Below are 14652 nucleotides of genomic sequence, written 5' to 3' on the forward strand. Positions count from 1 at the left end.
GATGACCGTACCGCCGGTGGCTGAAACGCGTCAGACCCTGTGGACAACTCCCGGCCTGTGGAAAACCCGGCCCCTCGCGATCAGCTCACCATCAGCCTCGGTTCAGGGGCACTTGCGGAGTTCACCCGGGCATGACGGGCTCTCCGGCAGGTGCTTCTCCGCCCAGGTTCCGAGTTCCACGAGCGCGGGTTGCAGCGCGGCGCCCGCCTCCGTCAGGCCGTACACGACCCGCAGCGGAGGGCCCTCGTCGACCTCGCGGACGACCAGCCCCGCCGCGCCGAGTTCCGTGAGGCGGTCGGAGAGCATCCGTTCGCTGATGCCGGGGATCGCTCTGCGCAGGTCGGCGAAGTGCGCGGGGTGCGGCAGCAACACGGCCACGACCAGGCCGGTCCAGCGCTTCCCGAGCAGTTGGAAGACGCGGGCCATGCCGTCGTCGACCCTCTGGCACGGCCCTGCGTCGTGAGTCCCCGGCTCTGGCATGGGTCCAGAGTACTGCGTTCCCGTGGGGGGATGAAAAAAAGTAAGTAGCTGTGTTATCTCTAGTCCAGTACAAAAAGTTCGCCACCTTCCCCTGGAGATTCCCCATGGCCACCCTCCTGCACGTCGACTCGTCCGTTTTCCCGGGCGCAGCCTCCGCCTCCCGCACGGTCACGGACGCGTTCCGCAAGGCCTGGGAGGAGCAGCACCCGCAGGGCACCGTGATCTACCGCGACCTCGCCGTGAACCCGGTGCCGCACATCACGGCCGACGCCCACACCGCCGGTTTCGCCCCCGCGGACGCGCACACCCCCGAGCAGGCCGCCGCCTTCGCCGAGCGCCTGACGTTCATAGAGGAACTGGAGCAGGCGGACGCGATCCTGATCGGCGCGCCCATGTACAACTTCACGATCCCCTCGACCCTCAAGGCCTGGCTGGACCAGGTGATCCTCATCGGCCGTACCGCCATGAGCGAGGACTCGAAGGTCAAGGGCACCCCGGTCACGGTCGTCGCCAGCCGCGGCGGCTCCTACGCGCCGGGCACCCCGCGCGAGGGTTACGAGTACGTCCAGAACTACCTGGAGGCGATCCTGCGCGACACCCTCGCCCTGGACCTCCACGTCATCGTCCCGGAGCTCACGATGGCGCCGCACAACCCGGCGATGGCCGACCTGATCCCCCTGTACGAGGCCTCCCGCGCCAAGGCCGTCGACGAGGCGGTCACGAAGGCCAAGGAGTTCGCCGAGCGCTTCGCCGCGTAGCCCCTCCGGGGGAGGGCCGAACGAGTCCCTGCCCCGGTACGCCCCCACGACGAGACGGCCCCGCAGGTTCGTGACCTGCGGGGCCGTCCGTATGGGCCGCCGAATGCCCACTGCCGCGGGGGATGGATCACAGCGGGCATCCGGCGGCGGTACCGGGGGACGAGCGGGCCGAGCGAGCCGGGCGGGCTACTTGAACGCCGGGAGGCTGCGGCCCACCCAGCCGGAGAAGGGGGTGGCCGGGCGGCCCAGGACCTTCTCCACATCGGGGCTGACCCGCTGTTCGGCGGGGAGGGGGGCGCCGAGGATGTCCAGAGTGCCGGGGATGACGTCCTCGGGCATGAACTGGGCCATATGGGTGTGGGCGGCCTCGCGGGTCAGTTCCACGAAGGTCACTTCCTCACCGATGGCCTCGGCGATCACCTTCGCCTGCGCACGCGGGCTGACCGCTTCGGGGCCGGTCACCTCGTACGTACGACCGGCATGGCCGTCCGCGCGCAGGACGACCGCGGCGACCGCGGCGATGTCCGCGGGGTCGACGACCGGCAGGGCCACGTCACCGAACGGGGCGAAGACCGTACGGTCGGCGCGGACCGACTCGGCCCAGGCGAAGGCGTTGGAGGCGAATCCGCCCGCGCGCAGGATCGTGAAGTCAAGGCCCGAGCCGCGTACGGCCTCCTCGAACTCGCGCAGCCTGCCGTGCGAGGCGGCGTCGGGGCGGGTGGCGTTGATCTGCGAGGAGAGCAGGACGACCCGCTTGACGCCGGCGTCCCTGGCGGCGGCCAGCAGCTCGGTCGCGGCCTCGCCGTAACCGAGCAGTTCGCCGGCGAGCAGGATGAAGAAGGCGTCGGCGCCTTCGAGCACCGGCCGCATGCTCTCGGCGCTGCCGAGGTCGGCCTGGGCGTGGCGGACACCGTCCGCCGGGGAGGGCAGCGGGCGGCGCGAGACCGCCACGACCTGCTCCCCCGCCTCGGCGAGCGCCTCGATCAGCGGACGTCCGACATTTCCGGTGGCTCCAGTGACGACAATCATCACAAACAACTCCCTAGTGCGTTAATCCGAACCAGTAATCAACAGTCATCGGCTTCATTGGTGTGGGGCATGTCGTGGGGCGTGGCATGGGGCGTGGCGTGGGGGGCGGTATGGGGGACGGTGTGGGAAATCCGCCGGTCATCCGTGGTTGGCGGCCATGACAGGGACGCTAGCATCCTCCGCATAGTAGGTACCTACAGGAAAGTTGCTATCCAAGCGGGCCTCTTCCTCGCGCCCGCCGTACACCGCGGTGAGCGAGCGGCCCAGCCGTACGAGCGATTCCCGCGCCTCCGGCGGATCGAGCACCTCGACGCGGCTGCCGAGACCGGCCAGTCGCGCGGCGAGCACCTCCACCGAAGGACCGTCGGCCGTGAACTCGACCCGGCCGTCGATCTGGGCCTCGCCCGTCCGCAGCCGCCCGCCCAGCAGTTGCCGCAGCACCGGCAGGGCGTCGCGGTCGGCCCGCGCCCGCACGGTCGCCGCGGTCAGCCGCTGTTCCACCTCGGCGGCCAGCTCCCGCCAGGCGGCGGCCAGGTCGAAACCCTCCGGGCGCCGCACCGGCTCACCGGTCCGGGTCGCGGAGGTGACCCGGCTGAGCCTGAAGGTGCGCAGCCCCTCCTCGGTCCCGGCGACGAGGTACCAGCGGCCGGCCTTCGAGACCAGGCCGAGCGGGTGCACCGTGCGCTCGCCGGGAGCCCGGTCGGGATGGGCGTAGCCGAGCCGGACCTGTTCGCCGTCGAGCACCGCCCGCTCCAGGGTGTGCTGGTGGGGGCCGCTGCCACCCGCCGTACGCGACCAGTCGACACCGTCGATGAGGATGGCCTTGGCGGCCGCCTCGGCGTGCGGCCGCATGGGCGCGGGCACCGCACGCATCAACTTCCGTAACGCGGCCCGCAGTTCGGGCGAGGCCGACAACGGGCCCGCGGCCAGGAACAACGCCCCGATCTCCCGCGAGGTGAAGCCGGTCAGATCGGTGCGGGCGCCGCCGACCAGGCTCCAGCCGCCGCCCCGCCCGCGCTGCGAGTAGACGGGGACACCGGCGGTGGTGAGGGCCTCCAGGTCACGGCGCGCGGTGCGCTCCGACACCTCCAGCTCCTGGGCCACCTCGCGCACGGTCACCCGCCCGCGCGCCTGGAGCAGCAGCAGGGTCGCCACCAGACGGTCAGCCTTCACAGCAACCGGCCCCCTCCGAGGTGTCGAGATCTGACATGCCGAGATCCGCGATGTCGAGATTCGAGATTTTGTGATTCGAGATTTTGAGACGCTTTGAGCCAATACATCTATTTTCAGCAAGATCTGATGAGGCTTCAGTAATAGGCCACAAGATGACCTGTTTGACCTCGACGATGAAGACATGACTCAAGACATGGCTGACAGCACCAATCCCCCCGCCAACCCGCCCACCGACCCCCGTGGAGGTCTGTTCAAGGCCGTCGAGCTCACCGGACGTACGCTCGCCGAGCTGCGCCCCGAGCAGTACGACACCGTCACCCCGTGTCCCGACTACTCGGTCCGTGACATGGCCAACCACGTGGTGTCCGTGCTGCGCCGGGTCGCCGTCATGGGTGCGGGCGGCTCCTTCATGAGCGTTCCGCACTTCGCCCAGGACGTCGCCGACGGCGACTGGGCCAAGGCCTGGGCGGAGGCGACGAAGGAGTTCGACGCGGTGTGGTCGGACCCGGCCGTACTGGGCCGCCAGATCGGCCTGCCCTGGGGCCCGGTTCCCGGGGTGGTCGCCTCGGTGATCTACACCAACGAGTTCGTGCTGCACGCCTGGGACCTGGCGAAGGCGACCGGTCAGAGCCCCGAGTGGGACCCGGAGATGCTCGCCGCGCCGCTGGCCAACATGCGCCGGGCCGTGCCCGCGGAACCCCGCGGCGGCCAGGTGCCGTTCGGCCCGGTGGTGGAGGTGCACGAGGACGCTCCCGACATCGACAAGCTGGTGGGCTGGTACGGACGTCGTCCCTGACGGGGCGACGCGGCGGACGATCGAGCGGGCGGGCCGCCGGACATCGATCCGGCGGCCCTTCCGCATGTCCGGGTTCATGAAATGTCCGGGTTCACGAAGCGTCAGGCTCCGATGCCCTGGGCGAACTTGAAGTAGCGGTACGGGTCGTACTTCGCCTTCACGACCTTCAGCCGCGCGTAGTTCTCGGCGTAGTACGACTGCCGCCAGTTCGGCAGCTCCGCGTCCATCCAGTTCTGGTACGTCTCGCCGTTGGACAGCGGGTCGACGGTGTCGAACCCGTGGTCCACCCAGCTCGTGGCGACGGCCTTGGCCTCGGCGGTGACCTGGGCCGGGTCGTTGATCAGGACCCGGTAGTTGACGGAGAAGAGCGAGTCACGGTGCACGTACGCCGTGTCGGTGCGGGCCGGGTCGTTGGCCGCGCCCCCGAAGAAGTGGAAGTCGAGGTACCGGGCCTGCCCGGCCTTGCGGTCGGCGTCGAAGGCCGTCACCACGTTCGCCCAGTCGCTCTGCGCGTAGGGCGCGCTGCCCAGCCTGGTCCGCTCCAGACCGAAGGCCGGCCGGGCGAGCACCCCGCTCGGCGACTTCCCGGCGCGCTGGCACTGGTCCTGGGTCAACGTGCTGCAACCGAAGATCATCATCATGACCTGCTGGTACGTCATGACCGCGTCCTGACGGGCTGTCACCGCGCCGGTCAGCGACAGCAGCCGCGCCGCCTCCGCGGCCAGTTCGGCCGGGGTGCCGCGGGAGGCGAGGAAGACGTTGAGCGCCGGTACGGTGCCGGGCGCCGCGTCGGCCTGGACGAGGTAGGCGCCGCCGCCGATGGTGCGGGGGGCGTCCACCAGCCACTGGCCCACGCCGTGCAGCACGTCGGCCGCGCGGTCGTACGGGAAGATCAGGTTGCTGATGGCCATCTGGTCGCCCTCGTGCGGGGTGACCGTGAAGCGGGTGACGACGCCGAAGTTGCCGCCACCGCCGCCGCGGATCGCCCAGAAGAGGTCGGGGTGGCTGGTCGGCGAGGCGGTCACCACGCAGCCGTCGGCGAGGACCACCTCGGCCGAGGTGATCGCGTCGCAGGCCATGCCGGTCGGGCGGGTCAGGAAGCCGAAGCCGCCGCCCTGGAGGAAGCCGCCGGCCGACACGGTGGGGCAGCCGCCCTCGCTGACCACCAGGTTGTGCGGGGCGAGCGCGTTGAGTATCTCGACGTTCTTGGCGCCGGGACCGATGTCGACGGTGCCGCTGCCGACGGTGATCGCGTTGAGCCGCGACACGTCGATGATCAGGCCGGGCGTGGTCGAGTAGCCGCCGAAGCTGTGGCCACCGCTGCGGACCGCGGACGGCAGTCCGTTGTCCTGGGCGAAGCGCAGCGCGACGGAGACGTCGGAGGAGCTGACGCAGTACGCGACGGCCTGCGGGTTGACCGAGTCGAACTGGCCGAGTTCCAGCTGCTTAGCCACGCCGTAGCCGGAGTCGGTGGGCAGCACCAGCTGCCCCTGGAGCTTGCCGGCGAGGCTGCTCCAGGGGGCGGAGGAGCCCGCGGAGACGGGGGTGTTGGGCAGGACGGCCAGGCCGACGGCGGCGGTTCCCGCACCGATCAGTGCTCTACGAGTGATCACGGATATCCCAAGGTTCCAGGAAACGGTGGATGTAGGTGGAAATCAGTGGGGGGAGACGTAAGGAGAGGAGCGAGGAGCAAGGGGGCCGGCGCCGGACCCACTGGGGGAAGGTGGGCCCGGCGCCGGATCCGGGGGGGGAAGTGGCTCTGTGAAGTCGGGCCCGGGAGTCGGGCCCGGGGGGCGCCGCCTTCGAGGCGGGGCCTTAGAGGCGGGGCCTTAGAGATGAGGTCTCAGAGATGAGGCCTCAAAGGCGCGGCCTTCGAGGGGGCCGAGGTCAGGACACCTTGCGGCCGCGCACCCCCTGTTTGACTACGCCGGCCAGCATCGAGCGGCCGAGGTCGCGCATCTCCTTGGGGCCGGAGGTGCTGGCCCACCACATGAACTTCATCATCGTGGGGGTGGTGGCCCGGAAGAACCGGAGGTCCTCGGGGCCCTTCCAGCCGAAGGGCGTGTTGACGGACTCGCAGTCGCGGATCGCCTCGAAGACGATGTCCGCGGCCTTGTCACCGTCGATCTCGCCCGCCTCGTACCGCTCGCAGGTCTCGGCGGTGGTGTCGAAGAGGACCTTGAAGGCGTGGCTGTCCGGCCACCACAGGCCGGTGTAGGGCGCCTTCTCCATCTCCTTGAAGTGCCGGTCGTCACCGTCGAGCTGGAAGTTCTGGCGCGCCATGATCTGGCGCATGGTGGCCGGCGTGGTGAAGCAGGCCCACACCCGGAACACGGCGTTCCACAGCCGGAAGTGGCTGAAGGCGATGTACGAGCTGTTGACGATCTTGTCGTTGTACTCCAGGAGCCCCTGCTCCAGGCGCTCCACGTACTCGAAGCGCTCCTCGGTGAAGTCGTTCTCGCGCAGGGCGTCCAGGATCCGGTAGGCGAGGGCGTCGACCACCTCGAAGGTGTTGGACAGACCGCGTGAGTACAGCGGGTCGATGAAGCCGGCCGCGTGCGACATCAGGCACCAGCGGGCGCCGATGGTGCGCTTGGAGGAGTACTGGAGGCGGTCGGTGGAGACCCACTCGCGGATCCGCTTGGCGCCCTCGAACTGCCGCTTCACCGCCGGGTACAGGTCGAGGTAGTGGTTGAACTCCTGGTCCGGCGTCATGTCCTTCGGCTTGGGGTACAGCCGCTCGTCGAAGGTCAGGCCGACACTGCAGGCCGGGTTCTTGGAGTCCTTGTAGTTGTCGAACGGGATGATCCAGAACCAGCCCCGCTCGATGAGGTGGTGCAGGGTGCCGCCGTGGAAGGGCGACTCTGCGGGCGGGCGCAGCGCCTCCGGGTAGTTGCACACGTCGTCGTACGGCTTGATGCCCACGTAGTGCGTGAACAGTGAGCGCGCGTGGTGCTTGTGCCGGGGCGGGTTCTCGCGCAGGTCGAACTTCTGCGCGAGCGGGGAGCGGAATCCGCTCGCGTCGATCAGGTACTTGGCCCGGAAGACCTCGCCGTTCCTGCCGGTGATGGTGACACCGTCGTCGTCGACGTCGAGGTCGGTGGCGAACCAGTTCTGGCGGAGTGTGCAGCCGTACTTGGCGGCGACGTTCAGGTAGTGCGAGTCCGTGTCCTGGCGGAAGAGGTGTACCGCCTCGGTGAGCATCTTCGGGATGACGAACATCGTCGCCTCGTGCGGGTCCGGCTCGCGGTTCGGCCGGTGCGTGACGAAGCCGAAGCTCTGCTTGCGGCCGTGCGTCGGACCGATGTGCTCGGTCACCGCCTTCACGTCCAGCATGTGCTTGATCTCGGGGACGTCATAGCGCACGGCCAGAATGTGCAGCCATTCGACGAGCTGCGGGTTCTGGGACTCGCCGACGGCGAACCTGGGGTGCTGACCGGCGTCGATGAGCACCACGTTCGCGCCCTGACGGGCCAGGATCGCTCCCATGATCGAGCCCGCGAGGCCCGACCCCAGGATGGCTACGTCGCATTCGGTCCACTCGGCGGCCTTGTCGGCCTTCTTCGCTTCCTCAGCCTTGGTGGGCAAGACCGCACTCCTCTTTCTCGTTTCACGGACGGGTCGGATGGGTGGCGCGCGTCCTACAGGAGGGATTCGGATCAACGGGCCGGGTCGACAGGTCGGGTCGACCGGGGGATTCAGGCGGCGGTGCCGGGCTCGCCGAACCACTGGGCGAGCGCGTCGGTCAGGCCGTCCGTGGAACCGTCGGCGCCGACCCAGGCGATGTAGCCGTCGGGGCGTACGAGGAGGTCGGCGGCCGGGGCGGAGGCGTCGGGTCGGGTGGCGGTGACGACGTCGACACGGTCGGACCAGGCGGCCGCGGCCTCGCGCAGCGCCGCGTTGTCGTGCAGGTCGAGGAGGACCGGGCGGCCCTGGTGCAGCAGGTCGTACGTGGTGGTCTTCTCGTCGCCGACCAGCAGATCCTGGTCGGGCAGCCGGCGGCCGAGCAGCGGGTGACCGCCCTCGACGGCGCCGTAGGTGATGTCCAGGCCGGTGACCAGGCCGACGAGGTGACGTCGTACGTCCTCGATCCGGACCAGTTCGGCGAACAGGTCGCGCAGCGGCTGGGCTTCGGGACCGCCGAGGTAGAGGGTGCGCTGGACCAGGGTGTTGTAGACGATGCGGGCGCCGACCGGGTGGCGCTCGGAGTGGTAGGTGTCGAGCAGGCCCTCCGGGGCGTGCCCCTTGACCGCGGCGGCGAGCTTCCAGCCGAGGTTGACCACGTCGCCGACGCCCGCGCTGATGCCCTGGGCGCCGATCGGCAGGTGGATGTGGGCGGCGTCGCCCGCGAGGAAGACCCGGCCCTTGCGGTACTCGGCGGCGTGCCGGCTGGCGTCGGTGAAGTAGCTGGTCCACAGCTGCTTGGCACCGCTGATGTCCTCACCGGTCACCCGCTGGAAGGCGGCGGCCACCTCCTCGAAGGTGGGCGGCTCCTGGGTGGGGCGGACACCGGCGCCACGCTCGAAGACCACCACGCGGGTGGCGCCCGGGCCGAGCGGCAGGACCACGACCATGCCGGCCTCGCCGACCTCACCGGTGGGGCGCAGCCGCAGCTGGACTCCGGCGACGTCCGCCATCTTCATCTCGATGGTGGCGCTGACGCCGGGGAAGTCGATCCCGGCCAGATGGCGGACGGTGGAGCGGGCGCCGTCACAGCCGACGACGTACGCGGCGCGCAGTGTCTCGACGCCCTCGGGGCCCGCGACCTCGACCTGGACCCCGTTCTCGTCCTGCGTCAGGCCGATGACCTCGTGGCCCCGGCGGACGTCGGCGCCCAGACCCACGGCCCACTTGTTGATGATGGCCTCGGTGCGCGACTGCGGAACACCGCGGACACCGAAATTGCCGCCCTCGACAATACGGTAGTCGATGGGGAGTCCACCGAAATGGCCGCCGGGTATGGTCTCCAGCGGACCGAAATCCTCGAGAAGTCCGCGCTGGCCGAATTCCTCGATCGTACGGGCGGAGAATCCCAGCGCACGGGACTGCTGCATCGGCTGTTCCAGCCGGTCGAGCACGATGACCGAGAGACCCGACAGGCGCAGTTCTCCCGCGAGCATGAGGCCCGAGGGTCCCGCTCCGGCAACGATCACATCGGCATTGAAGGCGTCCATATTCCCTCTCCCGCTGGCGTTTTCTCCAGTATTCCGAGGGCTCCCGGGAAGCTGAATGGCCGTCGATACAGAACTCTGACAAGTTCTGACAAGTTCGTCAGAGGCCTTGCAGCTACTGGGCAGTACGGGGTGACGAGTACTGGGCAGGTACAGGCGGAGCATGCGAGAGGGTGCCGGAAGTGTCTTCCGGCACCCTCTCGCCCCGTATGCGCCCCGGGAGTTCGGTACAGGCCGTTCAGTACAGGCCCATCACGCGGTCGACCGCGATCTCGATGACCGCGAGGCCCGGGGGCTGCGGCGGCTGGGACCAGTACCGCTTGGCGTAGCGGCGCATCCCCTCCACCACCCGGGACGGGTCGGTGGAGACGGTGGCCGGGCCCTCCAGGGTGATCCAGCGGGGGCCGACCAGCTGGCACACGGCGGCCCGGCCGCCGGCCCTGGCTAACAGGTTGCGGGACTTGCGGCGGTGCACCGTGGTCATCACCCGGGCCAGGCCCGCCTCACCGTCCCAGGTGAACCGTACGGGCGCGACGTGCGGCGTGCCGTCCGGGCGAAGGGTGGTGAGGGTGCATAGGGCGTTCTCGGCGAGGAACTCCTCCGCCGCGGCGGACAGGGGCAGGGGCTTGGACATGGCCGGGTCCGTTCTTCCGTCGTCCGACTTCGGTCTCTGGTCTTCCGTCAGGCGTGCGCGGGGACGGCCGCGGACTGCTCGGAGGACTTGGTGAACGGCAGCAGCACCAGGGTCACCACGAAGGCGGCCGCGGCGAAGCAGGCGCCCACGAGGAACGCGTCGTGGAAGACGGTCGTACGGGCCTCCTGGACCAGGGCGGGAACACCGTGGGCCTTGGCCGTCAGCTCGTCGACCCGGCGGAAGGCGTAGGTCGCCGCGACCGCGAGGCCGAGCGCGCCGCCGACTTCCTGGGCGGTGTTGATGAGACCGGCGGCCAGACCCGACTCACGCTCCTCGATTCCCGCGAACGCGGAGACCTGCAGCGGGACGAAGGACATTCCGAGGCCGAGGCCCATCAGGACGAAGGCGGGCAGCACGTCCGTCAGGTAGGAGGCGTCGGACGGGGCACGCCACAGCAGCATCATGCCGGTCGCGGCGAGCGCGAGGCCGACCAGCAGGACGGGCTTGGCGGCGACCTTGGTGACGACCTGGGAGGCGACGCCGGCGCCGACGGCGGTGAGCACCGCGAGCGGCACGTACGCGAAGCCGGTCTTTACGGCGGAGTAGTCGAGGACCTGCTGCATGAAGAGGCTGGCGAAGAAGAACAGGGTGACGCAGGTGCCGAGCAGCAGGATGGCGATGCCGTTGGCGGCGCGCAGCGAGGGGCGGCGGAAGATGCCGAGCGGCATCAGCGGCTCCTTGGCGCGGCGCTCGATGACGACGAAGGAGACGAGCAGGATCGCGGAGAGGATGAATCCGCCGATGACCCGGCCGGTGGGGACGTTGGAGTCGGAGACGGTCTGGCCGAGGGTGAAGATCAGCAGGACCAGGCCGGCGGTGAGGGTGACCGCACCGGCGACGTCGAAGGACTTGCTGCGCTGGGCGGAGCGGCTCTCGCCGACGACCATCGGGGCGACCAGGGCGCCGATGACGCCGATCGGGACGTTGATGAAGAAGATCCAGCGCCAGCCGGGCCCGTCGGTGAGCAGACCGCCGAGGGTGACACCGGCGACGGCGGCGAGACCGCTGAGCGCGCCCCAGGCACCGAGCGCCTTGTTGCGGGCCGGGCCCTCTTCGAAGTTGTTGGTCAGCAGGCTGAGCGCGGCGGTGGCGATGAACGCGGCCCCCAGGCCCTGGGCACCGCGGGCGCCGATCAGCATCGCGGCGTTCTGCGAGACCCCGGCGAGCAGCGAGGAACCGGCGAACAGGAGCAGGCCGGTCTGCAGCATCCGGCGGCGGCCGAGGGTGTCGGCGAGCCGGCCGGTCAGCAGCAGGAAACCACCGAGAAGCATGCCGTAGGTGGTGACCACGTACTGGAGAGCGGTGGTGGAGATGTTGAGCTCGTCCTCGATGGTCGGCAGGGCGACGTTCACGATCGACACGTCGAGGAAGGTCATGAAGCCGGCCAGGCAGAGGAAGGCCAGGATGAGGCCGGGGCGGCGGGCCGGCCCGGACTCGCCCGCCACCTGGGCGGGGCTGTGGGTGGACTCTTGGATGGACATGTCACTCCCTAGGAGCATGAGGATTCTCGGACGGGGACGTACAGGGAGGTACTGGCTTTGCTGGCTTCTTGGAAGCTAGCATCCTGGGTATAGTAGGTACCTAGAGGAAAGTGACTTCCGGAAGGTGATGGTCGGAATGAAGGACACAGCCACGCAGGGCCGCAGGGCCGCGAGCGGCGCCGCCGACGCGACCGGCATGCCGGTCATGACCAGCCCCGAAGCCGCGCACGCGGCCGGCGCCGGCTCCCAGCAGGCGTGCCCGATCGCCCCGGTCCTCGACATCGTGTTCAGCCGCTGGACCACGCCGATCCTGTGGACGCTGAACGCCTTCGGCACCCAGCGCTTCGTGGAACTGCACCGCAACATCGGCACCATCACGCCGAAGGTGCTGACGCAGCGACTGCGCCAGCTGGAGCGGGACGGGCTGGTGATCCGCACGTACTACCCGGAGGTGCCGCCCCGCGTGGAGTACGAGATCAGCGACCTGGGACGGACCCTGGCCCCGTTGTTCGCCTCTCTCTTCGACTGGTCGACCGGCCACCTGCCGCTGGTGGAGCAGGCGCGGCAGGCGTTCGACGAGGCGGAGGAGCAGGCCTCGGCCCGTCACTGAACCTGGTGAGTCCCTCAGCTCCATGCCGGTGTCCGCATGGAGCCCTGGAAGAAGATCAGCGGGTCCTCCTGTTCGGCTTCGGAGGGCGCGCGCAGACCGACGACCTCGCCCAGCAGGATGGTGTGGTCGCCGCCGTCGTACTCGGTGACCAGCCGGCACTCGAGATGCGCGAGCGCCTCGCTGAGCACCGGCAGGTCGAGGACGGACCTGTGGTGCGGCACCTCCTCGATCCGGGCGGTCCGCCGACCGGCGAAAGCCCAGGCCACGGGCTCCTGCCGCTGCGTCAGGAAGTTCACGACGAAGCCGCCGGACTCCTGGACCACGGGCAGCAGCCGGGAGTCGTCGTGCAGGCAGATGAGCACCAGCGCCGGGTCCAGGGAGACCGAGGTGAAGGAGTTCACCGTGGCGCCCGTGGCGTTGTCGCCGCTGCCCGAGGTGATGACCGTGACACCGGTGGCGAAGTGTCCGCACACGGTGCGCAGCGCGCGGCCGTCGACCGGACCGAGCTGCTCGGGGATGGCTTGCGAAACGGGGATCACGACAGCCCTCTCGTTCTCGGATACGGGGTTTCGGAGTTACGCGGTCACGCGGTCACGCGGTCACGCGGTCACGCGGTTCGGTGGTACCGGGTTCGGGGGTGCGGAGTTACGGGGGTGCCGGGGGCGTTCCTGATCAGGCGGCGCGCGAAGCCGGGGCCTCGGACGGCTCGGACGGCTCGGGCACGACGGCCGGCACCGGACGGCGCCTGGACAGCAGCGGACCCGCCATCGCCGTCGTGACGAGCGCCATGATCACGAGCATGGTGAACATCCGGGTGTCGAGCACCCCCAGGCTGACGGCCGCGTTGAGGATGATGAGTTCGGTCAGCCCCCGGGTGTTCATCAGCAGCCCCAGGTCCTTCGACTCACGCCAGGAGAACCCGGCCAGCCGCGCCGGAAGGATGGCGCCGACCAGCTTGCCGGCGCAGGCCACGACGATGATCGCGACCAGCGCGACGCAGTCACCGGCGGTGAGCGAACCGAGGTCCACGCCGAGCCCGGTGACGATGAAGAAGACCGGGAGCAGCACGACGCTGACGTGGTCCATGGGCTTGCGCAGATGCTCCGCGAGGACCATGGCGGGCTCACGGGGCATCACGAAACCGAACAGGAAGGCCCCGAAGATGGCGTGGATGCCGATCCAGGTGGTCAGCCAGGCCGAGGTCAGGGCGCCCGCGCACAGCACCGCGAGCAGCGCCGACCAGCGCTCGGTGGCCGCCCAGCGCCACACCAGCCGGGCCACCAGCGGCCGTACGACCAGCAGCATCCCGGCCACGTAGAGCACGCTGTAGAGGCCGATGCGGGCGAGGTCGGAGTAGTTCCCGTTCGCCGTGACCAGGGCCGAGACATAGGCCAGCAGACACCAGGCGAGCAGGTCGTCGATGGCGGCGCTGGCCAGCGAGAGCGAACCGGCCCGGGTGTCCAGGAGCTTGTTCTCGGTGAGGATCCGCGCCAGCACGGGGAAGGCGGTCACCGACATCGCGGTACCGATGAAGGTGGCGAACGCGACGAAGGAGATGTGGTGTCCGGCCACCGTGGAGTGCTCGTCGTACAGGAACGGGGCCAGCGCCACACCCAGGCCGAAGGCCATCGCGATCGACGAGAGCGAGACGCCCGCGGCGAGCCGGGCGTGCGGCCTGATCAGGCGCTTCTCGAACTCCCAGCCGACCACGAACATGAACAGGATCAGACCGACCTGGGAGACCGCGGACAGCAACGGCCTTACGTCGGCGGGGAAGAGGCGCTCGGTGAGGTGCCCCGGCAGCAGGCCGAGGACGCTCGGGCCGAGCAGGATGCCCGCGGTGATCTCGCCGACCACCATCGGCTGACGCAGCTTCTGCGCGAGCCGGCCGAGTGCGGCGCCGGCCACGAGCACCACGCCGATGTCGGCAAGCATGATCGCGAGTTTCATGTCCTGGGGACTGGCCGCCGCCAGCGTCGTCATTGGGGCTCCCGGGGTCGGGGCGGGGTGCCGCGGGTCCACAGCACGCGGAAGGTCAGGGAGGAGAGCCGCCAGCCCTCCGCGGCGCGGCGGGCTTCGCCGGTCGCGAGGGTGCCGACCTGGAACAGGGGCTCGTCCGCCGCGTCGGGGTGGTGCGCATGCGTCGAGACGAGGTTGGCGCGCAGCACGGCCCGTTCCCCGGCGTCGTCGAGGTCGACGACCGCGGGCGAACCGAGGTGCTGGGTGGCGGCGAAGGCCGCCAGCGCGTCACGGTGGTAGCCGGCGAGCCCGTCGAGGCCCTCGTGCCGGCTCATGGGGAACTCGACCAGGGCGTCCTTCGTGAAGAGCCCCCGCGCCCACGCGTCGTCGAGTTCGTCGTCGTCGAGACCGATGAGGTACCGGTCAAGGAGAGTGGATATCTCTAATACTTCCGGGCCTGGCTGCATTACCCGAGCATGGCGCCCGCGCCAATCGTCAACC

At 69.8% G+C, this 14652-nt stretch carries 14 protein-coding genes; 3 read left to right on the forward strand and 11 right to left on the reverse strand.

The annotated features are described in order from the left end of the window. Positions 1-102 precede the first annotated feature (102 nt). Positions 103-480, reverse strand: a complete 378-nt coding sequence (locus ACIQTP_RS44055) for a winged helix-turn-helix transcriptional regulator (protein WP_403411145.1) — start codon at positions 478-480, stop codon at positions 103-105. Between the two features lie 104 nt (positions 481-584). Here ACIQTP_RS44055 and ACIQTP_RS44060 point away from each other — a divergent pair, with 104 nt between their 5' ends. Further along, a complete protein-coding gene (locus tag ACIQTP_RS44060; RefSeq protein WP_402038990.1) occupies positions 585-1238 on the forward strand; it encodes an FMN-dependent NADH-azoreductase in 654 nt (217 codons plus the stop codon). Positions 1239-1424: 186 nt separating this feature from the next. On the opposite strand, the gene ACIQTP_RS44065 is transcribed toward ACIQTP_RS44060, so the two are convergent. Together ACIQTP_RS44065 and ACIQTP_RS44070 are read right to left on the reverse strand one after the other, a co-directional pair. Beyond that, positions 1425-2267, reverse strand: a complete 843-nt coding sequence (locus ACIQTP_RS44065; protein WP_403411147.1) for an NAD(P)H-binding protein — start codon at positions 2265-2267, stop codon at positions 1425-1427. 138 nt (positions 2268-2405) lie between these two features. Continuing rightward, positions 2406-3440: a helix-turn-helix transcriptional regulator gene (locus ACIQTP_RS44070; RefSeq protein ID WP_403411150.1), complete on the reverse strand. Its 1035-nt coding sequence runs from the start codon at positions 3438-3440 to the stop codon at positions 2406-2408. Between the two features lie 193 nt (positions 3441-3633). Here ACIQTP_RS44070 and ACIQTP_RS44075 point away from each other — a divergent pair, with 193 nt between their 5' ends. Continuing rightward, positions 3634-4236 (forward strand): TIGR03086 family metal-binding protein, encoded by a 603-nt coding sequence (locus ACIQTP_RS44075; protein ID WP_402038987.1) that lies wholly within the window; start codon positions 3634-3636, stop codon positions 4234-4236. 101 nt (positions 4237-4337) lie between these two features. Here ACIQTP_RS44075 and ACIQTP_RS44080 read toward each other — a convergent pair whose 3' ends face one another. From ACIQTP_RS44080 to ACIQTP_RS44100, 5 genes are all read right to left on the reverse strand, one after another. Then, positions 4338-5849 carry an FAD-dependent oxidoreductase gene (locus ACIQTP_RS44080; RefSeq protein WP_403411153.1) on the reverse strand — a complete coding sequence of 504 codons (1512 nt, stop codon included), beginning with the start codon at positions 5847-5849 and terminating at the stop codon, positions 4338-4340. 274 nt (positions 5850-6123) lie between these two features. After that, on the reverse strand, positions 6124-7824 hold the full coding sequence (locus ACIQTP_RS44085; RefSeq protein WP_402038985.1) for an NAD(P)/FAD-dependent oxidoreductase: 1701 nt from the start codon (positions 7822-7824) through the stop codon (positions 6124-6126). 110 nt (positions 7825-7934) lie between these two features. Continuing rightward, positions 7935-9410 (reverse strand): FAD-dependent monooxygenase, encoded by a 1476-nt coding sequence (locus ACIQTP_RS44090; protein WP_403411156.1) that lies wholly within the window; start codon positions 9408-9410, stop codon positions 7935-7937. A gap of 235 nt (positions 9411-9645) precedes the next feature. Beyond that, the gene (locus ACIQTP_RS44095; protein ID WP_402038983.1) at positions 9646-10041 is read right to left on the reverse strand and encodes a pyridoxamine 5'-phosphate oxidase family protein; all 396 of its coding nucleotides are present in this window, start codon (positions 10039-10041) and stop codon (positions 9646-9648) included. A 47-nt stretch (positions 10042-10088) separates the two neighbouring features. Beyond that, positions 10089-11582 (reverse strand): MFS transporter, encoded by a 1494-nt coding sequence (locus tag ACIQTP_RS44100; RefSeq protein WP_403411159.1) that lies wholly within the window; start codon positions 11580-11582, stop codon positions 10089-10091. Positions 11583-11787: 205 nt separating this feature from the next. On the opposite strand from ACIQTP_RS44100, the gene ACIQTP_RS44105 reads away from it, so the two are divergent. After that, a complete protein-coding gene (locus ACIQTP_RS44105; protein WP_402039390.1) occupies positions 11788-12192 on the forward strand; it encodes a winged helix-turn-helix transcriptional regulator in 405 nt (134 codons plus the stop codon). A gap of 14 nt (positions 12193-12206) precedes the next feature. Here the strand turns inward: ACIQTP_RS44105 and ACIQTP_RS44110 are convergent, their stop codons facing one another. The 3 genes from ACIQTP_RS44110 to ACIQTP_RS44120 form a co-directional block, all read right to left on the reverse strand. Then, complete coding sequence (locus ACIQTP_RS44110) at positions 12207-12731, reverse strand: flavin reductase family protein (protein ID WP_235613982.1); 525 nt, start codon at positions 12729-12731, stop codon at positions 12207-12209. 133 nt (positions 12732-12864) lie between these two features. Continuing rightward, complete coding sequence (locus ACIQTP_RS44115) at positions 12865-14175, reverse strand: cation:proton antiporter (protein ID WP_403411162.1); 1311 nt, start codon at positions 14173-14175, stop codon at positions 12865-12867. Continuing rightward, entirely contained in the window at positions 14172-14618 is a 447-nt protein-coding gene (locus ACIQTP_RS44120; protein ID WP_403411165.1) for a nuclear transport factor 2 family protein, read from the reverse strand. Before ACIQTP_RS44120 ends, ACIQTP_RS44115 begins: the two co-directional genes overlap by 4 nt. Between the last annotated feature and the right edge of the window lie 34 nt (positions 14619-14652).

This window comes from Streptomyces sp. NPDC090798, from assembly GCF_044768965.1.
Taxonomy (GTDB): Bacteria; Actinomycetota; Actinomycetes; order Streptomycetales; family Streptomycetaceae; genus Streptomyces.

Excerpts from the sequence above, each read along its gene's own strand:
- ACIQTP_RS44055 (WP_403411145.1), bottom strand. The coding sequence starts at position 480 with ATGCCAGAGCCGGGGACTCACGACGCAGGGCCGTGCCAGAGGGTCGAC.
- ACIQTP_RS44060 (WP_402038990.1), top strand. The coding sequence starts at position 585 with ATGGCCACCCTCCTGCACGTCGACTCGTCCGTTTTCCCGGGCGCAGCC.
- ACIQTP_RS44065 (WP_403411147.1), bottom strand. The coding sequence starts at position 2,267 with ATGATTGTCGTCACTGGAGCCACCGGAAATGTCGGACGTCCGCTGATC.
- ACIQTP_RS44075 (WP_402038987.1), top strand. The coding sequence starts at position 3,634 with ATGGCTGACAGCACCAATCCCCCCGCCAACCCGCCCACCGACCCCCGT.
- ACIQTP_RS44090 (WP_403411156.1), bottom strand. The coding sequence starts at position 9,410 with ATGGACGCCTTCAATGCCGATGTGATCGTTGCCGGAGCGGGACCCTCG.
- ACIQTP_RS44095 (WP_402038983.1), bottom strand. The coding sequence starts at position 10,041 with ATGTCCAAGCCCCTGCCCCTGTCCGCCGCGGCGGAGGAGTTCCTCGCC.
- ACIQTP_RS44100 (WP_403411159.1), bottom strand. The coding sequence starts at position 11,582 with ATGTCCATCCAAGAGTCCACCCACAGCCCCGCCCAGGTGGCGGGCGAG.
- ACIQTP_RS44105 (WP_402039390.1), top strand. The coding sequence starts at position 11,788 with ATGACCAGCCCCGAAGCCGCGCACGCGGCCGGCGCCGGCTCCCAGCAG.
- ACIQTP_RS44115 (WP_403411162.1), bottom strand. The coding sequence starts at position 14,175 with ATGACGACGCTGGCGGCGGCCAGTCCCCAGGACATGAAACTCGCGATC.
- ACIQTP_RS44120 (WP_403411165.1), bottom strand. The coding sequence starts at position 14,618 with ATGCAGCCAGGCCCGGAAGTATTAGAGATATCCACTCTCCTTGACCGG.